Annotated in this window: 16 protein-coding genes; 9 read left to right on the forward strand and 7 right to left on the reverse strand. The window is 58.0% G+C overall.

All coding sequences use genetic code 11. The features are described from left to right. Positions 1 to 55: 55 nt before the first annotated feature. The 5 genes from HY011_04465 to pssA all read left to right on the forward strand — a co-directional run bounded on the left by HY011_04465 (position 56) and on the right by pssA (position 4,941). Positions 56 to 1,720: a hypothetical protein gene (locus HY011_04465; GenBank protein MBI3422167.1), complete on the forward strand. Its 1,665-nt coding sequence runs from the start codon at positions 56 to 58 to the stop codon at positions 1,718 to 1,720. A 161-nt stretch (positions 1,721 to 1,881) separates the two neighbouring features. Further along, entirely contained in the window at positions 1,882 to 2,811 is a 930-nt protein-coding gene (locus HY011_04470; protein MBI3422168.1) for a LemA family protein, read from the forward strand. A 193-nt stretch (positions 2,812 to 3,004) separates the two neighbouring features. Further along, a complete protein-coding gene (locus HY011_04475) occupies positions 3,005 to 3,391 on the forward strand; it encodes a hypothetical protein (GenBank protein MBI3422169.1) in 387 nt (128 codons plus the stop codon). A 102-nt stretch (positions 3,392 to 3,493) separates the two neighbouring features. Then, the gene (locus HY011_04480; protein MBI3422170.1) at positions 3,494 to 4,270 is read left to right on the forward strand and encodes an enoyl-CoA hydratase; all 777 of its coding nucleotides are present in this window, start codon (positions 3,494 to 3,496) and stop codon (positions 4,268 to 4,270) included. Between the two features lie 74 nt (positions 4,271 to 4,344). Further along, positions 4,345 to 4,941, forward strand: coding sequence for a CDP-diacylglycerol--serine O-phosphatidyltransferase (gene pssA, locus HY011_04485; protein ID MBI3422171.1), 597 nt, complete (start codon positions 4,345 to 4,347; stop codon positions 4,939 to 4,941). 424 nt (positions 4,942 to 5,365) lie between these two features. Here pssA and HY011_04490 read toward each other — a convergent pair whose 3' ends face one another. From HY011_04490 to HY011_04510, 5 genes are all read right to left on the reverse strand, one after another. Next, positions 5,366 to 5,602 (reverse strand): hypothetical protein, encoded by a 237-nt coding sequence (locus HY011_04490; protein MBI3422172.1) that lies wholly within the window; start codon positions 5,600 to 5,602, stop codon positions 5,366 to 5,368. A 159-nt stretch (positions 5,603 to 5,761) separates the two neighbouring features. Continuing rightward, positions 5,762 to 9,310 carry a carboxypeptidase regulatory-like domain-containing protein gene (locus HY011_04495; protein MBI3422173.1) on the reverse strand — a complete coding sequence of 1,183 codons (3,549 nt, stop codon included), beginning with the start codon at positions 9,308 to 9,310 and terminating at the stop codon, positions 5,762 to 5,764. 247 nt (positions 9,311 to 9,557) lie between these two features. Further along, on the reverse strand, positions 9,558 to 11,834 hold the full coding sequence (locus HY011_04500; GenBank protein MBI3422174.1) for a hypothetical protein: 2,277 nt from the start codon (positions 11,832 to 11,834) through the stop codon (positions 9,558 to 9,560). A 2-nt stretch (positions 11,835 to 11,836) separates the two neighbouring features. Further along, positions 11,837 to 12,586, reverse strand: coding sequence for a DUF3782 domain-containing protein (locus HY011_04505; GenBank protein ID MBI3422175.1), 750 nt, complete (start codon positions 12,584 to 12,586; stop codon positions 11,837 to 11,839). A 65-nt stretch (positions 12,587 to 12,651) separates the two neighbouring features. Further along, positions 12,652 to 13,608, reverse strand: a complete 957-nt coding sequence (locus tag HY011_04510; GenBank protein ID MBI3422176.1) for a methionine synthase — start codon at positions 13,606 to 13,608, stop codon at positions 12,652 to 12,654. Between the two features lie 502 nt (positions 13,609 to 14,110). On the opposite strand from HY011_04510, the gene HY011_04515 reads away from it, so the two are divergent. The 3 genes from HY011_04515 (at position 14,111) to HY011_04525 (ending at position 17,613) form a co-directional block, all read left to right on the forward strand. Then, positions 14,111 to 15,076, forward strand: a complete 966-nt coding sequence (locus HY011_04515; protein MBI3422177.1) for a HAMP domain-containing histidine kinase — start codon at positions 14,111 to 14,113, stop codon at positions 15,074 to 15,076. Between the two features lie 93 nt (positions 15,077 to 15,169). Continuing rightward, a complete protein-coding gene (locus HY011_04520; GenBank protein MBI3422178.1) occupies positions 15,170 to 16,615 on the forward strand; it encodes a sigma-54-dependent Fis family transcriptional regulator in 1,446 nt (481 codons plus the stop codon). 65 nt (positions 16,616 to 16,680) lie between these two features. Continuing rightward, the gene (locus HY011_04525; GenBank protein ID MBI3422179.1) at positions 16,681 to 17,613 is read left to right on the forward strand and encodes a peptidoglycan-binding protein; all 933 of its coding nucleotides are present in this window, start codon (positions 16,681 to 16,683) and stop codon (positions 17,611 to 17,613) included. Positions 17,614 to 17,954: 341 nt separating this feature from the next. Here HY011_04525 and HY011_04530 read toward each other — a convergent pair whose 3' ends face one another. Beyond that, positions 17,955 to 19,670 carry a protein phosphatase 2C domain-containing protein gene (locus HY011_04530; GenBank protein ID MBI3422180.1) on the reverse strand — a complete coding sequence of 572 codons (1,716 nt, stop codon included), beginning with the start codon at positions 19,668 to 19,670 and terminating at the stop codon, positions 17,955 to 17,957. Between the two features lie 79 nt (positions 19,671 to 19,749). Continuing rightward, on the reverse strand, positions 19,750 to 20,889 hold the full coding sequence (locus HY011_04535) for a PLP-dependent transferase (protein ID MBI3422181.1): 1,140 nt from the start codon (positions 20,887 to 20,889) through the stop codon (positions 19,750 to 19,752). 166 nt (positions 20,890 to 21,055) lie between these two features. Between HY011_04535 and HY011_04540 the strand changes: the two genes are divergently transcribed. Further along, on the forward strand, positions 21,056 to 21,712 hold the full coding sequence (locus tag HY011_04540) for a hypothetical protein (protein MBI3422182.1): 657 nt from the start codon (positions 21,056 to 21,058) through the stop codon (positions 21,710 to 21,712). Positions 21,713 to 21,883 lie beyond the last annotated feature (171 nt).

Genomic DNA, 21,883 nt, shown 5'->3' on the forward strand with positions numbered 1-21,883 from the left:
GGGAAGGCCACGCCTTTCCACGCAGGCAACAAGTCCACAAAAGAGGAGTCGCATCATGAACAGCAATTGGTTTCATTCAATCCGGCTGGCGCTTGCGCTGCTGGCGCTGAGCACGCTGGCGCTGGCGCAACACGAACACCATACTGTGCCCGCCAAACCCGCCCGCCGCATAGCTGGCGTGGGCAACTGGCAGCATCCGGTCACGACCAAAAACATCCAAGCCCAACAATTTTTCAATCAGGGCCTCGCGCTCATTTACGCCTTCAATCACGAAGAGGCCGCGCGCTCGTTTGAGCGTGCGGCGGAACTCGATCCGCAATTGGCAATGGCGCACTGGGGCTACGCGCTGGCCGTGGGGCCGAATTACAACGAACCCACGATTGACCCCGAACGCATGAAAGCCGCCTATGAAGCCGTGCAGAAGGCGCAAGCGTTGGCCGCCAATGCCAACGAAGTCGAACGGGCTTACATCAACGCGTTGGCGACGCGCTTTACGCTCGAGGCCAACCCGGATGGTAAGAAACTGGGTACGGCTTACAGCGTGGCGATGCGCGATGTTTATCAACGCTTTCCTGACGATTTGGATGCGGCGGTGCTTTACGCTGACAGTTTGATGAATGTGCAGCCCTGGCAATTGTGGGCGCGTGATGGCAAGCCGCTGGGCCACACCGAAGAGATCGTGCGCGTGTTGGAAAGCGTGCTCAAGCGCAACCCGCAACACGTCGGCGCCAATCATCTTTACATCCACGCGGTCGAAGCTTCCAAACAACCAGGCCGTGCGTTGGCCAGCGCGCGCCGTCTGGGTAAGCTCGCACCTAAGGCCGGTCACCTCGTGCACATGCCCGCGCACATCTACATTCGCACGGGCGCGTATGACGCTTCCGCCGCCAGCAACGAAGCAGCGGCGGCAGTGGATCGTGCTTACATCAAAGCGACCGGTGCAAGCGGAATGTATCCGGCGATGTATTACAGCCACAACCTGCATTTCCTGGTCGAGTCGTACAACCGCGCGGGCAACTTCGCCAAAGCCCGGCGTTCGGCGCATCGGCTGGTCGCCAACGTGGCCGGGCATATCGAGATGATGCCCCAGATGGCCGGAATGCTCGAAGGCTTTTTGCCGTCAGAGGCATTTGTGCTGTTGCGCTTTGGCAAATGGAGTGAGGTGTTAAGACAGAACGAGCCGCCGCGTGAACAGAAGATCACGCATGTGTTTTGGCAGTACGCACGCGGCGTGGCGCTGGCTTCACTGGGTAAAATGGCTGACGCGGAAGCGGCTCGTAGGGCTTTTTTGCAAGAAGGTAACAGCTTGCCGGGCGAGACGCCTTTTGGCCTGAATTCGGCCAGCAGCGTCTTGCAAATCGCCGCAAGTGTACTGAACGCGAAACTAGCCGAGGCGCAAGGAACGCGTGAGCAGTCATTGGCGGCCTGGCGGCTGGCAGTGGACGCGCAAGACGCGCTGAATTACGACGAACCGCCGGGATGGTATTACTCCGTCCGCGAATCTTTCGGAGCGGCGCTTTTGCGTGCCGGAAAAGCGCCGGAAGCCGAGCGCGTATTTCGCGCCGATCTGGCTGATAATCCGGGCAACGGACGCTCGCTGTTCGGCCTCGCCGAAAGCCTGAAAGCGCAGGGCCAGCGGCAAAAGGCGGCGGCGGCGCGGCGTGCTTTCGTTAAAGCTTGGCGCAATGCCGACGCGCCGTTGCGCTTGAACGATTTGTAAAAGCCGCCGCACGGCATTGAAACTCAGGGCGGGCTTGGCGCAAACTTAGCGAGCTTGACGCGCATCGGTTGCATCGGAGCGCGTCGCGGTGGCAGGTAGAGCGTCAAGCTCGCTTTTGTTTTACCCCCACTAACATTTCCAACGCTGTTAAAGGAGTCGCAATGAATCAACGTTATCTGCCCGCCTTGTGGTTAGCTCTTGCCGGGGCGGCCTGCGTGTTTCCGGCTGGCACTTTGGCGCAAGCCCGTCCACAACCGAAACCGGCTGCGCCACCGGCAACGCCAGCGCCTGCCGCGCCGGTCAGCACGGCGAAACCGCCCTCCAAAGACGAGGTCTATTTCGCCATCGCGCGCCGCATCAACGCGCAAAACAACACGGCGGTCAGCGGCGTGGTGGGCGCGCTGGGGGGCGTGATCGAAGTCAAAGACATCGCTATGGGCGCCGATGGCAAAGCGACCGTGACCGTGCAGGAACGCGCCGGCTCGAATGCCGCCTACACCCAGAAATCCATGCGCATCATGTTGACGCCGCCGGTGGCCGGCGACAAAGACAACAAATGGGCGTGGGAACAGTTCGAAGAGGGGCGCCGCTTTTACGCGGTGGATAGAATTTTCCCGTTTACATCCGGCGATCTGAATCGCAAGAAACAGAACATCAGCGCCAAGTGGGCCAACTTCTCCGCTGCCATCGGCAAACAACTCGAAACCGGTATCAAAGCGCTGGAAACGGCCAAGGCCGTCATCAAAACCGATCCGGCGCCGCTGATTGCCTTGCTGCCGCTGCGCACCTCGCTGGCCGAGGCGCTCAAGAATAACGAGCAGGACGCCCTGGTCAGTATTAGCCTGGAACTGAGCAGCAGCACCGATAACATCACCGCGCTGGCCGATACGTTTGAGGCCCTCAAAGCCAATGATGCGTATTTGCGGTTGTTGGAAGAGTTCAAGGCTGCCGTCAACGCCATCATTGCGATGCGTCGCGATTATGTCGAGGCGGTCAAGGTTTACAACGAATCGCTGGAGCGCCTGCCCTACGCCTTGGTGGCTTACGGGCTGGAATTTCAACGCATCGAACCGAAGCTGACGGCGGATTAGCAACCTGGGTACGCGCGCATCCCTGCGCGCCGCGTGGCGTAAAACGCATTGAGGCTGAATAGTTCTGGTGGCCTGATTCCGTCGTTTGCCACCCTTGCCCGCAAGGATGCGGGCGTACCCAGGAACTTTCGGCGCAAGGTTGCGTATGAAGCGCTGATGCAAACACAACCCCACGTAATCACAAGGAGAATTTATGAGCGACAATCCGAATAACCCCGCGAACGCGCCGTTAGCCACACAACCGCCACCACCTGCTCAAGGCAAAGACACGATCGAAGAGATCGCCACGACCTTGCGCGACCTCTTCAACCGCGTGCCCGAGACGGTCAACAAAGCGGTCGAGCGCGCGATGAACGTGAAAGACACCACCGTGCTCGTGCGGTTGAGCGACGATTCGTCGGACAAACTCGACCGGCTGGTCGCGGCGGGCGTGTTCAAAAATCGTATGGAAGCGGCGGGCTTTTTGGTCGAAGAGGGCATCAAGGCGCAAGCCGGACTCTTCGAACGTATTCAGGCCAAGCTGGACGAGATCGAACGCATCCGCGCCGAGTTGCGCCACAGTGTCGCCCCGGAAGCATAGAACCACGATTCGGTACCGGGAGCGGTAGCGACTGGGCGCTTGGCACTCGCATAAACTGCCAAGCACCCGATCGCTACAGCTCCCGGTACTGTCAAGCACGCCATGACTTACGAATACCTGCTCGTCGAAACCGCCGCCGCGATCACGCGCATTACGCTCAATCACCCGGCCCGCCGTAACGCGCTCTCGCTGGCGCTGATGCGGGAGTTGACCGCGTGTTTGCGCAGCGTGAGCCAATCCGCCGCAACGCGTGCCGTGATTCTGGCGGCCAACGGGCCAGCCTTTTCCGCTGGGCACGACCTGCGCGAAATGCTTGACCGCAGTGTTGCTGAGTACCGCGCACTGTTCGATGCCTGCGTGGAGTTGATGACCACCATCCAAAGCATCCCGCAACCTGTCATTGCCGAAGTGCAGGGCATCGCGACAGCCGCCGGTTGCCAACTGGTCGCCACTTGCGATCTGGCGGTGGCCAGCGAAACGGCAACCTTTGCCACGCCCGGCGTGCGCATCGGCCTGTTTTGCAGCACGCCGATGGTCGCCCTGACGCGCGCGCTTGGCCGCAAACGCGCGTTACAAATGCTGCTGACCGGCGCGCCGATTGACGCGCGCACCGCAGTCGAATGGGGCCTCATCAACCAGGCCGTGCCTGCTGACCAACTTCGCATTACGACCGAAGAACTCGCCGCGCAAATTGCCGCAGCCAGTTCACTGACCGTCGGCCTCGGCAAACAGGCGTTTTACGCCCAACTCGAATTGGAGCAAACCAAAGCTTATGCCTACACCAAAGAAGTCATGAGCCTGAACGCGCTGGCCGCTGATGCCCAGGAAGGCATGGGCGCGTTTTTAGAAAAACGGCCCGCCTGCTGGAAGGGAAGATAGTGGCTAGTGGTCAGTGGTCAGTGGTCAGTAACCGCCAACCACTGACCACTGACCACTGACCACTAGCCACTGCTATGACCAAACATTTCTCAATGCTGCGCACCTTTCACCTGGCGGACTTGTTCACACTGGCCAATGGTGCGTGTGGCGTCAGTGCGATCTTCGGTGCAATGAAATATCTGGCGACGCAGGAGCGTTGGCATCTTTACGTTGCTTTTGGCTTGATTCCGCTGGCCCTGGTATTTGATGTGCTGGATGGGCGTATCGCGCGTTGGCGGCATACGGCGTCATCGTTGGGGCGCGAATTGGATTCGTTGGCGGATGTGATTTCGTTTGGCGTCGCGCCAGCGGCGATTGCCTTTGCCGCAGGACTGAACAGCGGCCTGGAGCAGTTGCTGCTGATTTTTTTTGCGGCGTGCGGGCTGAGCCGGTTGGCGCGTTACAACGTGACGGCGGAACGGTTGGCGGCCAACACTGGCAAGGTCGAATATTTTGAGGGCACGCCGATTCCGACCAGCGTGGTGCCGTTGGGCGTGTTATTGCTGTTGTTTCACTTTGACCGGTTGCAGCGCGTGGCGTTGCTGGGCGTGGATTTGCATTTGGTGGCGCTGCTCTTTTTCGTCTCGGGCTGTTTGATGATCAGCAAGACCTTGCGCATCCCCAAACCCTGAAGCCTTCCATCGAAATCAAAATCGTCTGGCCGAAAGAGTAACTACACGAGAAACTAAGTTATCTCGTGTTTTGAAAATTGTTTTTGCCGCAGAGCGGCGGTTGAATTTAGCCGTGGGTTTTCAACCCACGGTATCCGCTACAAACTACAAACCCGCGTCGCGTCAGCGACGCTTGAATGGCCGCGTGTTTCAAGCGTCGCTGACGCGACGCGCAATTGATTGTGCGCTGCCCGTGGGTTGAAAACCCACGGCTAAATTCAACCGCCGCTCTGCGGCGAAGAGTGCGCTGCCCGTGGGTTGAAAACCCACGGCTAAATTCAACCGCCGCTCTGCGGCGAAGAGGTAAATGCCAGAAAATTTAGTTTTTCTTGTAGTAACGCAACCCGCCGAGGTTGCGCTACTGCGGCGCGAGTCTTCAGTGCGACTATTTGCGCATCAACTCAGGGTGTTCAGCCGGATCGAATCTGAATTTGCCGTCTTTGTCCATACACCACGGATTGCTGTATTCGCGCAGGTGCGGCAGCACTTCGCGGGCGGGGTCAACGTGCAGCACTCGTTTGCAGACGTGGCGAAAGCGGCGGTTGTAGCGCCGCTTGTCCTGCTTTTCGCTGCGGGCCAGCGTGATGCCGTGAATGGGCGTTCGTTTTCGTGATCTGCTCATTATCATTAGTACCTCCACTAATGAAACGGCTTCACGCAATGCCTCCGCTGTGTGGTTGGTTGAGTGAACATCGCCGGCATTTTCGGCTTGGCTGTGGCAAAAGAAAAGGGCTGACGCGCTTGCGCCAGCCCTTTTCAGTTACTTCCGTGGTGTGCTTAGTTAGAAGTTGATCTTCAGCGCCATCTGCCCCGTGCGCGGGCCAGTACGCGGGCCGCCGGTGACGCCAAAGCGTCCGGTGGTCGGATTGGTATCCGTCACGTTCGGGCGAATCGGCGTGCCGCCGATGCCGAAGTTCGTGCGGTTGAAGATGGTGAAGAATTCGCCGCGTAACTCGATGTTGACCGTCTCGCTGATGCGCGTGCGCTTAATGAAGCCCATGCTTTCGTTGTAAACGTTCGGGTCACGCAACTCATTCAGGTAAATCGGCGCGTTGCCCAATTCAAACGTGCCGGGGATCGTAAAGAAGTCGGTCGTCCACCAACGCTTGGTCAGATCGCGCGGATCGAGGTCTTGGCGGCTGACATTGGTGCGAATCGCCTTGCCCGGCACGATATTCACGCGCTTGCGGCCATACTCAAATCCCCATTGCGGATAGGTGTATGGCGCATTGAGCAAGGCCAGCGCGCCGTTGGTGTAGCTGCCGGTAAAGCTGATCGTCCAGCCGCCGACGAGTTTGTCGAGCACGCCGTTGCCGCTCAGGAACTTTTGACCTTTGCCAAAAGGCAGGTCAACCACGGCCACGACGTTGGCGATGTTCGGATAGTCGGTGTATTGCAAACTCTTGTTCAACTCGACGGCACGTGGGTCATAGGGCCGGTCGGTCTTCGGGTTGCGATTGCTCGCGTCGCCGCCGGTTTGTGTGCCCGAAGCGTCGGTCAATGCTTTTGAGCGCGTGTAGTTGGCTTCGAGCGTGACCCAGCCGAAACGGCGATCCAGTTTGACTTGCAACGAGTCGTACCAGGAATGACCAATCGGATTGTAAAGATTGTTGATCGGGCCGTTGATTTGCGGGAACGGGCGTAGCGCACGCGCCAATGTTGCGCCCGCACCCCAATCGGCGATGAAGTTGGCGTAAGGTGATTTGTAACCCGCCGCGACCACTGCCGGGTCGTCAATGCGTGAGTTGAGGAGTGCGCCCAGTGAATAAAACTTCGGATCAAGATGGTTGAGCGGCGCGTGGCTCGACGAAACGCGTGTGCCGCGCATGCCGATGTATGCGACTTCGGCCACCAGCTTCCAGGGCAGTTCGCGCTGAATGCTGATGCTGTAGTTTTGGAAACGCGGCGCTTTGCCCGAATCCGGCGTGATGAAATAAATGTCATCCGCCGCGTTGCTAACCGACGCATTGACCACCGGCGGCGCGAGGAACGTGGGTGGCGGCACAAAGCCGTTGTCCCAATTCAAGGCCGCGCCCGTCGTGCCCGCGCGCGACAGACCAGCGGTCGTGGAATAGCCGTTGGCGCATCGCAAACAGAAACCGCCCGTCAAGCCATTGCCCGCCGCATAATAAATGCCATAACCGAGCCGCACGACGGTCTTTTGATTAACCGACCAGGCCAGGCCCAGGCGTGGCCCGATGCTGCTGAAATCGGTGTCGGCAAAGCGCGACTTCTTGATGCAGCCGTTGCAATCGCCCAGATAGGCGGTCGCGCCTTTCAAGCCCGAACGCGGATCGGTGAGCGTTGGATCGAACGAAGTAAAGCCCGTCGGACTGGTCGAACGCGCCAGCGGCAATTCATAGCGCATGCCGAGATTGAGCGTGATGTTCGGACGGATGCGCCAATCGGTTTGCGCGTACCAGCCGTGGTAACCGAAATTTGCCGAGATGGCGCTGGCGTTGAAAGTGCGCGAGGCGTTGTCAACCAAACCGAGCAGGAAACTGGCAAACGAGTTGCCCGAACCCGACACGTTGGCGGCACTGGCCGTTTGGTTGGCCGCGAAGGCAAAGGTGCCCTGCACGCCCGCGTCGTCAAACCCGCCAGTCGAAAGCGGTTTACCAGTGGTGCGCATCCAGCGATGGTCGGCGCCGAACTTCCAATTGAAATTGCCGCGCACCCAACTCAGATCGGCCCGGAAATGATCGGTGAAGTTGTACTGCGTGCCTTTGGTCTTGTTGCCGTTGGTATCGGCATAGGCCGTGTAACCATCAGTTGCAAAGGTGATGACGGGGAACGAATTGGTATCGCCTTCCGAGACGCCCTTCAGGCCCAGCTTTTGCGGCCAACCCTGGCCGACCTGATCGTTGTCGAAAATCTGGCGCAATCTGGTCATGCCGTAGGTCAAATGCAAATTCACCGTCGGCGTGATGATGTAATCGTAATTAAACCGCGTAAAGGTCGGGCGATTGGCCGAATAGGAAGTCGTGCCCCCGCCTTGCAACGGTTGCGGCAAAGGCCCCACCTGCAACGAACCGAGGTCTTGCCAGGTGTAAAAGAAATTGATCAGGTGTTTGTCGGTGATGTTGTGATTGGCCTTGATGCTCCACGAATTCTGGCGCGCCCGTGTTTGAATGGTCGCCAGATAATTATTGAGCATGCCGGAAGTCGTGGTCGCCGGGATCAACGGCAAAATGTTTTTAGTAACGTTGCTGAACCGGTTTTGCGGAATGAGGTTGCCCGCGAAGGGCTGCCCCGTCAGCGGATCGTAAATCACACGGCCCGGCAGCAATTCAGAGAAATCGCCCGTGCGCATTTTTGCGGTCGGCAGGCTGCGAAAGCTCGATGATGCATCGGTGCGCCGATAATTCTCAGTCGTGAAGAGGAAGAAGGATTTGTTTTTCGACTCGTTATAGCCGCCCAAGGGGCCAAAGTATTTTTTGGGCAGGAAGATCGGCCCGCCCAGCGCGCCGCCAAACGTATTGCCGTGGTATTTCGGTTTCACGGCGACAACGCCAGCGCCCAGCGGATTTGCTTTAGTCGCCCAGGCCGTAGCGCTCAGCGCGCTCGATGTGTGGAAGTCATAGACGGTGCCGTGGAAGTCGCGTCCGCCCGATTTGGTGACGAAGGATTCGATGCCGCCGCCCGTGCGGCCATATTCCGCCGCAAAGGTATTGTTGATGAGTTTGAATTCGCCGATGGCTTCGACCGAGGGCAAGCCGTTGAAGGCCACGCCGCCCGATTCCGGGTTGGTCGCGTTGACGCCGTCAATCAGAATTTCCTTGGAGCGGCGCTGTCCGCCGCCAATGCCGCCTTCACCGCCCGCGCCATTGACGACGCCGGGTTGGAAACCGATGAATGCTTCCGGGTTGCGAATGCCGGCGCCACTGATGGGGGCATCCACCATCAGTTTCGGCGAAAAGTTGACGCCGACTTCGGTCGTCGTTGTTTGCAGTTGCGCCGCTTCCCCTGTGACTTCCACGGTCTGGTTCACGTCCCCGACTTCCAGCTTCAAATCGGCCACCGTGGTGTTCGAGATGGCGACGATGACATTGGAGCGCGCGATTTTTTTGAAACCGGATTGTTCGACCGTCAGGGTGTAAACGCCGACTTCCAGGTTGGAGTAGGCATACAACCCTTCGCTGGTCGTGACGGTTTTGATTTCGCGTCCGGTGGCATTCTGCTTGGCCGTGACTTTGGCGCCCGCCACGGCGCCGCCATTGGCGTCAGTCACGATGCCGGAAAGCGAGCCGGCACTACTTTGCGCAAACACGGCGGTCGCCGGGCCTAAGAAAAGACAGCTTAAAGTTAGCAATCGGATGAGCTTTTTCATCACATTACCTCTGGGTTAGTTGAGTTGTTCGTACTCCGGCGTTCCAAGCAGGTGCCGTTGGAGTAGGAGTTTGATGTTGGTTGTTGATGATCGGGGAGTGCAATCCCACATGTGCCCAGCAAAACTTGTATCAATAGGTAAGTTAGTAAATTGTGGGGGACAAGGTATGGCTAGACATCGGGGATGTCAAGTGGTTATACCAATAAGACGAATTTTCCGGATGGGCTTTTTTTAGGGTGTGTGGCGCTCAATTCCTGACAGGCGTCGAGGCTTCCCAAAAACGCCATTTGGCATACCCTGCACGTGTGCCCGCGCCATCCAATTGCAAGCCGAAAGAGTTGGGCAAGGCTTCCTGCAAGACCTGTTGGCGGAAACTGAGTTTGATGAATGTGGCCGCGCCGTATTGAAGCTGGTTGCCGTTGAGCTTGGCGAACAGATACGACGCATCCGTCTCGAATTCGCCGTATTTCACCTTGCCCAAATCGTATTGATAACGCGGGCCGATTTGTTCGCGCGCCAAATCCATCTCCAAGTCGAGTTTGACACACAGGTAAGACCTTTCCGCACCGTCCGTGATTTCCAGGCCGAGCGCGCGCCCCGCCTTGTCCACCTCCAGCAGCTTGAATTGCGGGTAGGCGATGTCGCCCTCGGCGCTATGCGGGAAGAGCACGGTCACAAAGAATTCATAAGCGCCCGCTTGGTAAAACTGCGAGTTGGTTTGATAGATCGCCGTCTCGTCCTGAAAGTGGCGCGTGATGGGGAAGGTGCCGATCTGTTTGCCCTGGGCGTTTTCAGGGAAGCGAATCGTCAGCACTTTGTTTGCTGGCAACTCGTCCGTCTGGATTTTGTCGTAGCGCGTCTCGAAGCTCTGCCCGTTGCCTGATTGGCCCTGGCCGATGATTTGGCGCGTGTGCCAGAGGTTGGTGAAGGTGTAGTAATCGGGTCGCAGCACCTTGATGCCGTCCACCACGATGAAGTAATCGCGCGCCTTGACGTGCGTGATGACGCGATCCCATTGGTAGCCGAGTTCGTCATCGGTGACGCGCGTGCGGCTGGCGTCCACGTCCTTGAACTTGAGGAAGTCAATTTTCTGCGTCGTGACTTTGCGGTATGCGCCGGAGTTGCGGATGAATTCGTAAACGCCTTGCGCTTTGCCGCGTTTGTTTTTGCGCGCCACGACGCGGTTGTGGAAGTAGTCGCTTCGCCATTCGCCAAACGGGCCGCTGGGCAAATCGGGGCGATAGCCGCCGTCGTGCAGCAGCACCGAACCGCCCGACATCAGCAGCGCGATGCTGTTTTCGTCGGCGTGGCCGTGATGCATTTTCTCTTCTTCGACTGAAAGCGTTTGGCGCAGGAAATCGCGCCCGAGCAAACCGCCGTCGCCTTCGTCGCGGTAATTCAACAGCATCATCGTTGATGTTCTGTCCCAGCCGTTGCGAAAGACGACTTTCTTACCGATGACATCTTCGAGCACGTCGCCGCTCAGATTCGCGGGCGGCGCGGGTTTGATCGAATCGTCGGCCCAGCGGCAGGCATCGGTAAACGGCGAGCCTACCCCGGCGCCGAGGTTGACGTCGCTTAAGTTTTGCGTCTTGGCCGCGCGTTCAATTGCGCGCTTAGTCAGTTGTTCGGCGACGTATTTGTAAACCGGGTTGCGATAGAGCGTCGCGGCCTTTTCATACACGGGCACGAAGCGTTCCCAACCGCCATTCCAATGCGCGTCGCCGAAATCCGCGATGTTGCCGTGCGGCGTCAGCAGTTGCGCGAAATAATCCAGGTAGTAATGCACCATCGGGGAACGCAGCACGTCTTCGCGCCCGGCGATGTCGGCGTAGGAGAAAACGGAATAGAGCCAGATACCGTGATAGCCGGTGGCATCTTCGATTTCCCATTGCTTCATACTGTCGCTGGCCAGCGTCTCGGCCAGTTGCTTCCACTTCGGCGCATTCGGGTGATTGGCCAGTGCAACCGCACCGTAATAAAGACTCTCGGCGCGCAGCATCGCGCGGTTGTGCGCGCCCCATTCCGGGTAATAAAAGATGTGATCCAGACTGAAGGCGAGGTCGGTTTCGATTTTGGCCTTGGTCTTGGCGTCGAGCACGCCGCTCTCGCGGATGCGCATGTACGAGCGCGCGTATGGCGGCATGATGAAAAAGTTCGAGATCGAGGGCACGCCGCCACGGTATTCGACGCGCTTGCTCTGAAACTCCTTCGGCATGATTTCGCGCAGGTCGCCGTAACTCGCCAGCAGATCGCGCGCGCGTTCGGCGTATGTCTTGTCTTTGGTTTCCTGATACAGATAGCCGAGCAGGTCGGCGAGATAGACCGGATGGCCGGGCGCGTCGTAGCCCCAGAGTTCGCTTGGCTTGGTCGTCTGCTTCCAGTTTTCGAGGATGGCGGGTGTATCGGCCCAGCCGCGGGCGGCGGCGGTTTTCAGATAACGCAGGTAATCGCTTTTGAGTGTTTGGGCGGACAGCGAAGCAGTGAACAGCAGTAGTAAGGAGCAACAGCTGAGCAGGCGCATGGTTATTTTTTCTTTTTGGATTTGCCGGTTTTGTGCCCATTCTTGTGGCCGTTCTTTTCAACGGCCGGGCCAAACGCTTGCGGTTGGAAATTGCGTGGGATTTGCAGCTTGAATGTCTCGTCGTTGATACGGGCCAGGTACAGCCCAGCCTTCCACACTTCGGCGCGCAGATTGGCGGGGATGTCCACGGCGGCGATGATGCCGTAAATCTTACGGTCTTTCATGGCAGGAAAGAAGCGCGGTAGTTTGGCGATAGTCTCAAGAATCTGCTCAATCGCTTCCGGTTTGAGGTGGCTTTTGATCTCGACGACGTAAGCTTCCTTGAGAGTGCCAGTATTGTCGTAGCCAAATACGTCCATTTCAAGCGTTTCGCCGTTGAGAAAGAATTTGCGGCGCGGTGAGACATCGTTCACGCCGAAGCGTCTGCGCAGCACTGTTTCCATAGAAGGCAAGGCCATGCCTTCGGCAAAACTGCCAAACTTGTTGCCGAGGTCGCCAATTTGTTTATCCACACGTTTAATTTGTTTATTGGTTTCGGCTTGTTGGCGGTCAAGTTCGGCTTGGCGGCGGTCAGACTGTTCCCGCAACTCGGCTTGGCGGCGGTCGGACTGTTCCCGCAACTCGGCTTGGCGGCGGTCAGACTGTTCCCGCAACTCAGCGATGCGCCGGTCGTGTGCTTGCATTTGCGCAGCGGTTTCAGCCTGCATTTTTGCAACGCTCGCGACTAAGTCTCTCAATTCCTGGTCAGTCATAAAACCTCCTGCCGTGTTTGGCTCGTTGATGAATGGCGCGGAAATACTAGCACACCAAATCTGATTCAGCTTCGGCCCAAAAACAAATCCCGCCCTTTGACCAAGGCCGCAATCTTCCGATCCGCAATCGAACGCTTGTTCATCCAGAAGCCGCAATCGGGATTGACCCACTTAATGCGTTCCGCGCCGATGAAACCCGCCGCCGTCGCGATGCGTTCGGCAATCTCGTCGGGCGTTTCGACAGTGTTGACCTTGATGTCCACCACGCCCAGGCCCAGGCCGATGCGCGGGTCGAGTTCATCTTTGAAGTATTGCAACTCTTCGTACCCGCGAAAGGCCATCTCGATCAGGATGTGGTCGCAATGCAACCGATTCAAAAAGGCGATCAGCTTGCGCCATTCACCGCGTTGGATGGACTGACCGCCGTAATTGCCGAAGCACAGATGCACGCCTTTTTCTCTGGCGCTGGTGGCTGCGTCAAGCACGACGTTGAGGGCGTCGGCGGCCCAGTCGCCTTCGTCGGGGTGGCCGGTGATGTTGGCTTCGTCAATTTGAATCACGTCGGCGTCAATTTCGGGGACTTGCTTGGCGAGTGCGTGCGCCAAGGCTGCCGCGAGTTCGGCGCGATTGGCGTAGCGATGATCTATGAGCGTCTTGCACAGCATGTGCGGCCCCGTCAGCGTGAATTTCATGGGATGCGTCGTGCAAGCGCGGGCGCGCCGGTAATCCTCCCCCAGATTCAACATGCCTTCGTCAATCGTATCTTCGACGACACCGGCGGGGGTGGAACGAAAGCCCATGCCTTCCAGTCGTTTGAATTCGGCAATGTCGGTGCGGGTGACTTGCGAGCGGATGCCCGTCATCGGGCGAATAAAGTATTCGATCATGCCGTTGGTGTCGGGATGATTGACATCCCAGCGATACAGTTCGCCATCGGCGACGACATCGAGGCCGGCGAGTTCTTGAATCTTAAAGACGACTTTGGTCGCGTCAATCAATCCCTGCTGACTAGGCGAAGCCATCAGCCAGTCGGGGACGGGATAGGAACCCACGACGGTAGTGCGGATCGGTGGAATTGCGGACTCAGCGATTGCGGATTGCGGATTGCGGATTGCGGATTCGCTCAAGTTGTCTGCTCCTGTGAATCGAATTGTTAGATCGGTTTTCACTTCAGTTTACGGGAAAAGAGCCGCGCCTCAAGACGGTATCGCGCGCGTGAGCAAGCGGAGCCTGTGCGATTCGGACAATGGCGTAAGCTTGACGCGCCGCTTGCTCACGCGCGCGGTACCGTCCCGGCACAAGCTGCTCCCGTAAACGCGATTGCAAACCGCTCTAAGTGAAAGGTAGCGTATCAATAACACCGGTGGCAGTAAATCCGCAATCCGCAATCCGCAATCAATTGAGCTTGTTCAGGCTTTCTGTTAGCATCTGCCGCGCAATTGCGGCGAGACAAGCAGTTGGCAACGTGGCGGAACCCCCCTCCCAACCTTTTTCTGTAAACGTTCGGACGTTATCTGTTTTTGCATGGAAGCTGAATCGGCCTTCGTGTTGTGCCACACGGACGGGCGCATTGTGGCAGAAAATCCAATGTGGCGGCAGTGGTTTGCCGCCGCGACGGATTGCACGCATCTGCAAGCGGCTGCGGCGCGCCTGGCTTGCCCGCAATTGTGGCCGTTGTCGAGCGCAGCCGTGGAGGCGGGCGCGGTTGAAGTGCAGATTGGCTCCCAGTCGTATCTAATGCATGTGCATACGCTGGGCGAATGGCTCTTGCTGGAATTCACTGCGGCAGAGCAAGACCGTGCGGCGCAAGCTGAGACAGACGCCCTGCTCGATATGGGGCGGCTGACGTCGCGGCTGATTCACGACTTTCGCAATCAGATGGGCGGGCTGAAACTCTATGCTTCCTATCTGAAGAAACGCCTGGCGGGCGCGGAGGCCGGGACGGCGGGGCAGGAAGGCGCTGAGATTGCCGACAAGATCATTGAAGGGTTGAATACGATGGCTGAACACGCGACGCTGGTCAGCCGTATGACCAAGCCGATTGAATTGCGTTGCGAAACGGGTGAGTTGGCGGCGCTGGTTGAGCAACTTGTAAGTGAACAGCGGTTGCGCGCCACGCCGCGCCACGTCCAACTGGTCAGTGGGCTGGCCGATGACCTTCTCGAATTGCCTTTCGATGTGCAGCAATTGCACGCGGCGCTCACGGCCTTGCTGGCCCGCGCCATCGAAGTTTCACCGCCGCAAACGACCGTCACGGTTACGTTGCAACGTGACGCTGAGGATTGCGTTCTGACCGTGACGGATGCCGGGGCGCGGTTGACGGACGCGCAACGCGCGGCGCTTTTTGATTTTTTGACCCATGAACGACTCAACAAAAACGCCCTTGAACTGGCGCACGCCAAACGCATCCTCGAAGCTCATGGCGGTTCGCTGGTGGCGCGGGCGGCAGGTAAGGTTGGAACATCGGTACAAGTGAGGTTGAAAATATAAACATAAGGCTGGCCGTTCATTTTTCCGTTTGTCATTCACTGGCAGTACGGCAAATGAGAACACTGACTGGACAGAGGGCGAGGGGCGGAACCGTTGAAACAAGAAATCAACATCCTGGTAGTGGACGATGAACCGATGATGACCGAGGGCCTCAGATTGGTGCTCGGCGCGGAAGGTTATCGTGTGCAAACGGCGCAGGATTTCCGCGCGGGTCACGCGGCGCTGCAACGCGGCGCCTTTGATCTGGTCATCTCCGATTTGCAATTGCCCGATGATCAGCAAGGCGGGTTGTCGTTGCTGCGCGCGGTTAAAAGCCGCGACTCCCAAAATGGCCAATCCGAAACCGAAGTCATCATCATTACTGGCGTCGGTTCAGTCACGAAGGCCGTCGAAGCCACCAAAGCCGGCGCGTTTTACTTTGTCGAAAAGCCCTTCGAGCCGGAGCAGATGTTGCTGCTGGTCGAAAAAGCGCTCGAACGCCGCCGCTTGCGCACCGAGTCTGAGAACCTGCGCAAACATTTTCAGCGCTCCGAATTCGCCAGCATGATCGGTGCCTCGAAGGCGATGCAGAAAATTTACGAGACCATCGAGAGCGTTGCCAAAAGCGATGCCAACGTCCTGATCATTGGCGAATCCGGCACCGGCAAGGAACTGATCGCCAACGCCATTCATTTCAATTCGCTGCGCGCCACGCATGAGTTCGTCAAGGTCAATTGCTCCGCGCTGCCTAAAGAACTGATCGAGTCCGAACTGTTCGGCTATGTCAAAGGCGCGTTTACCGGAGCGAATCAAAACCGCTCCGGCCTCATCGCCGAGGCCAAGGGCGGCAGCCTGATGCTCGACGAAATCGGCGAGATGCCGCTGGAGTTGCAGCCGAAGCTTTTGCGCGTGCTGGAAGAGCGGCGCTTCCGTCCGGTCGGTTCGTCCGAAACCTTCGAGGCCGACTTCCGCTTGATCGCCGCCACCAACCGCGAACCGCGCGAGGCGATCAAGGACGGCCAGATGCGCGAAGACCTTTTCTATCGCGTCTCGACCATCACGATCAGCGTGCCGCCGCTACGTGAACGCAGCGAAGACCTGCAACTATTGATTGATCACTTCTTCAATAAGTTTTCCAACAAATACAAACGGCCGCTGCAAGGCATTTCGCAGGCGGCCTATCAACGCCTGTTTGCCCACCCCTGGCCCGGCAACGTGCGCGAATTGCAGAACGCGCTGGAGCGTGCCGTGCTGTTGGCCAAAGGCAATCAAATTCAACCCGAAGATTTGCCATTCGGCGCGTCCACGGTGGATGGCGAACAGGACGGCAATGCGGCGCACCATTTCACGGTGCCGCCGGATCTGACCTTGGACGAAATTGAAAAGATCGTCATTGCGGAAACCTTGAAACGCACGGACGGCAATAAACAGGAAGCTGCCCGCTTGCTGGGCATCTACCGCCCGCGGTTGTACAGCAAGATTCGCAAATACAAGCTGGAAGTCTCTAGCAAACCCGGACGCCGCCCCAAAAAGAAAGCGGCCACGGGCGCGGGGGACTGAGCAACAAATCAAATGGCGCAGGCAGCACTGCTAGCCCTTTGGTTTCTTTACCTAGGAGTTGAGGTATGAGAACAGTTACAACATTTGGTTTGAGTCTGGCCCTTTGCGCCGGATTGACCTTGATGGCAGCGGCACAAACCGGGCAAACGCAAGCAACTGATACGACCAGCGCCACCCAATCACAAGCCGCCGCCGCGCCGCTGGAAGCGGTCAATTTGGTCATCACCAACAAAGAAGTCTCGGCCGTGCAAGCCGCCTTGCTGGGACGCGGCTATTTGCAGGCGCGACCGAGCGGCGTCCTTAATGGGCAAACGCGTGAAGCGTTGCGCGCCTGGCAAACCGATCACAAGCTCGAAGTCAGCGGACGCATTGACCGCCCGACGCTCGAGAGCCTGGAGGTCAGCTATCCGGCCACGGGCAAAGAAACCGAGAGCGCGCGCCGCAACGGCATGCTGCCGAGCCTTGGGTACAAGACCAAAAATGGCGCGCTCACGGCCAAGAATGCGGTCACGGGCACTTCGCAAAGCGTGGACAACCACACGAAAGCCGGTTATCAAAAAACGGTGGATACGACCAAGAACGCGGGGCTTTACGTGAAGGACAAAACCGTGGGCGCGGCCCTGTACACCAAAGACAAAACCGTCGGCGCGGCGCGGTACAGCAAAGATAAAACTGTCGGCGCCTTTACGCGCACCAAAAACGTTACGGTGAGCGCGGGGCAAACCACGTCGGGCGGCGTCAAGACGGCGGCGCGCAAAACACAGGGTGCCGCGCAACGCACGACGGACGCCGTTGTCGGGCGCAGCGACTTGGACATCCAAACCCAGATTCGGGCTGTGCTCGAGGGCGATTCTGAAGCGCGCAACTTCACGACCACCGTCAAAAACGGCAATGTCACCGTGAAATTGCCGCCCGGCTATCAACAGGACTACAGCAACGCCATTGCCAGCATTCGGCGGGTCGGTGGCGTCAAGTCGGTGTTTGTGGTGCAGCCTTAGCAGCAGGGCTTTGAGTGGTATGCGTAGCGCAACCTCGGCGGGTTGCGCTACGCCGATCGGATTGCAGAGCGGTGTACGGGCGGCGCTCCGGGGCAGTACCGCGCGTCAGCAAGTGGAGACTCAGGGTGTACCGTATTGCGCCAGCGTTGACGCACCGCTTGCTGACGCGCGCGGTACTGCTCCGGAGCGCCGCCCGTACATTCAATTGCAAACTGATCTAAAGTGCGCTTTGTTCTCGAAATGGCCTTTTTGGATAAGTGTCCAGCCATCACATACAGTAAAACCTGCCTCGAAGTGAGTAGTTTACTTGGTTTGAGCAGGGGAGAAAGCGGGCGGGCAGGTTAGAGCTTGACGGGTTCGCGGCTGGTGCTTTGCGCGGGGAGCGTGCCTTGTTGGGTTTTGAGGTCTTCTTCCAGGTCTTTTTTGATTTGTTTGAGTTCTTTGGCGACGTCTTCGCAACGTTGCTCGATCTCGTCTATGCGTTCAGGCGAAAGTTGTGCGATGTCAATCAGCGTGGCTTGCGCTCTATTCAGCTTCTGGCCCAATTTCTCGCGCTTTTCGGTGCCGACTTTGGGTGCCGCCGCCAAGTCGTTTTTCAGTTTCGTGATCTCATCATGCAGACTCGTTAGCAGGGATTGTTTTTGCGTCTCGCGTTCCAGGCGCTTGTGCTGCTTGACCGCTTCGGCCTCGGCGGTCGAACGCTGCTGTTGATTGAAGTACCAAAAGGCCGCGCCGCCGATCCCCGCGAGGGCGATGATGGTCAGAATCACTGGCAGGAAGGAGAACGATTTTTGTTCTCCTTGACCGTGACTGGCCGTCGCTGCCATGCGCCCGGAATGATTCGTTTGGGGTGCGTGGGGTAAGAGGTCTCCTGTACCATCAGCCGAAGTGGTCTTTAACTCCTCTTCAAAATCGCCAATTTCAAACACCGCCGTAATCGGGCCGACGCGGTCGGTCATGTCGTTGGTTGACTTAAGCGGGGTAGTACGCGAGGGGAGCGGCGAAGTCGTCGGTGGAGGGGGAATGGGCGCGACTAAAGGCCCGGTTTTTTTGGCGTTCAGTTCACCGGTTAAAGCCCCGGTGCGGGCGGGTGACCCGGCCACAGCTTCACCCGCGAGGTCAGGCCCCGTCGGATCGGTAAGCTGGTCGGTCGTCGCTCCCGCTGACCAATTCAGTTCGGTCGGCGTATCCGGTGAACGCGCGATGCCTTGCGGTTCAATGGCGTCGCCCTCTGGCTGCTCGAGCGCGCTGCCGGAAAATTGCGCGATGACGACGGTGATGTTGTCTTCGCCGCCGCGCTGATTCGCCAGGGTGATCAGATTTTGGCAGGCGGTTTTGAAATCCGCCGATTCCTGCACGATCTGCAAAATCTCTTCGGCATGCATCTTGCCCGAAAGTCCGTCACTGCACAGCACCAGCGTATCGAGATGGCAAACCGGCAGCGTGTTGACCTCGACGTTGACGTTGATGTGCGCGCCCAGGGCTTGCAGGATGACGTTGCGGTAACTGTGGGTCTCGGCCTCTTCTTCGGTAATCTGACCGGCATCAATCAATTGCTGAACCAGCGATTGATCTTTGGTGATGCGCGCGATTTTGCCTTTGCGAATCAAATAGGCCCGGCTGTCACCGACCTGCGCGAAATACGCGTGGCCGCTATGCACGGCGACGCCGGTGAAAGTGGCGCCGAGACCTTTATGGGCGGGATTAGCCATGCCATCCGAATGGATGAGCAGGTTGGCTTCTTCAATCGCCAGCCGCAAGCGTTCCTGGAAGGGCACTTTGCCGTAATTCTGGTGGGCTTGCAATTGCAGCATGCGATCCCGCACGGTCTCAACCGCCAGCCGCGAAGCGACTTCGCCGGCCAGCGCGCCGCCCATGCCGTCCGAGACAGCCAGCAGCGAACCGTAATAGCCTTGCTGAAACGTCAGCAATTCCGGGGGTTCTTCCTCGCCCGCGCTCCAACTGGTGCCCGTCGAAAGATCCAGAATCAGAAAATTGTCTTCGTTGCCGCTCCGCACCATGCCGACGTCGGTTTGGGCGTACAGTGCAACATTCATCGTTGGGTGGTCTGCCATAGAAACAGTGTGAGTCCGATTTGCGAGCCGTGCAACCTGAAACGCCTTCAGGTCTGACTTGCTAGATCCGTTCCAGTGCTTGGTCGAGATCAGTGATGATGTCTTCGACATCTTCGATGCCGACCGAAATCCGCACCAGACCGTCGGTGATGCCTAACCGCGCACGTTGTTCCGCGGGAACCGAGGCATGCGTCATACTGGCAGGGTGACTGATTAACGTCTCCACCCCACCCAAACTTTCAGCCAGCGCAGAGAGGCGCACATTATCCAATAGAGACCGCGCTGCCGCAAGCGAACCGGTCTCAAAGGCGAGCATTCCGCCGAAGCCGCTCATTTGTTGTTTGGCGCGGGCGTGTTGGGGATGTGAGGGAAGACCCGGATAGTAAACTTTTTGCACCTTCGGGTGCTCGGTGAGGAAACTGGCGACGCTCCGTCCATTGGCGTCGTGTTGTTGCATACGCAGCGCCAGCGTCTTGGTGCCGCGCATAATCAAAAACGCGTCGAAGGGCGACAGAATTGCCCCGGCGGCGTTTTGCAAAAAGCCGATGCGGTCGGCGTCGGCTTCTTTGGTCGTAATGGCGACACCGCCGACGCTGTCGCTGTGACCATTCAGATATTTCGTAGTGGAGTGCACCACGATGTCGGCGCCGTGTTCGATGGGCCGCAGGAAATAGGGACTCATAAACGTGTTGTCCACCACCAGCCGTAAATTGTTGGCTTGGCAGAGGGCCGCAATCCCTGCCAAATCGGCAATCGCCATCATCGGATTGGTCGGCGTCTCGACGAATACCATCCGCGTTTCGGGGCACAAGGCCGCCTCGACGTTGAGGGCCGCGGTCGTGTCCACGTAGGAAAACGTTAGCCCAAATTCTTTCAGCACCTGTTCGAACAAACGATAAGTGCCGCCATACGTATTTTCAGAAACGATGACGTGATCGCCGCCCTTAAGCAGCAGCAGCACGGTATGAATCGCCGACATCCCAGAGGCAAAACAGTGCCCGGCCAACCCGCCTTCCAGGGCCGCCAAATTGCGCTCGCAGGCTAACCGCGTAGGGTTTTGCGTGCGCGCATATTCAAAGCCTTTATGTTGCCCCAGCGCATCCTGAACATAAGTGGATGTTTGGTAAATCGGCACGGCGACCGCGCCGGTGGTGGGATCGGGGTCTTGCCCCGCGTGAATTGCTGTCGTTGCAAATGCCATACTAAAGTTGCCAAAGCTGCCAAAGCTGAATGTTAAGTTGATGATTCCGCTCGCGCATATTAAAGACTCGACTCAGAAAATGGAAGCGCAAACTCCGGTCTCTCTCAGCCCACTAGAAGATGATAGCGCTGCCCAGCTAATTCAGCTAAAATCCCGCCGGTTTTTCATGGCAAACCCCGAGTTACAGATCAAGGCGGCAGAACAAAGCGCGCTGCAAATGGCTTGGCAAGAATTGGCTGGCGCTGAAAACGCATTCTGGACGACCTTGCGCGACGCGTATTCCGAACCCGCGCGCCATTATCACAATCTGGGGCATATCCAAGCCTTGCTGGCTTGGGCGACGGAATATCGCGCGCAATCGCAGGATTATGATGCCGTGCGCTGGGCCATCTGGTTTCACGATGTCGTTTATGACACCCGGCGCGGTGATAACGAAGAGCGCAGCGCCGCCCTGGCCGTACAGGTTTTGTCGGACTTAAACCGCGCCACGCCGTTGCTCAAAGCGGTCGAGGCCATGATTCTGGCGACCAAAACGCATCAGCTTGGCGAACTCAACGGCGATGCGGCCTGGTTTTTGGATTTCGACTTGGCGATTTTAGGTAGCGCGCCGGAAGTTTATCAGGCTTATAGCCAAGCCATTCGGCGTGAATATCAGTGGGTGCCCGGCTGGTTATTTCGCCGCAAACGCCGCCAGCTTTTGGCAAGCTTCCTGCAACGCGAGCGGCTCTTTTTTACCGCTGAATTGCGCGGGCGGTTAGAGCGTCAGGCACGCCGGAATTTGCAGGAAGAGTTGCAGCAATCGAATTGGGTAGTGGGGAAATGAGGTTGGATAATGTAGGGGCAGACCTGCGTGTCTGCCCCGGTCGGGTCGGACGCCCTTGATTCCGCCTAAGGCCACCGGGGCAGACACGCAGGTCTGCCCCTACGTTGGGTTCATCATCCCACATCATTTCCCCGCTACCTTGAATTGAACTCCCCACGCTAACCGAAGTTA

The sequence above is a fragment of the Acidobacteriota bacterium genome, assembly GCA_016196035.1.
GTDB lineage: Bacteria > Acidobacteriota > Blastocatellia > RBC074 > RBC074 > JACPYM01.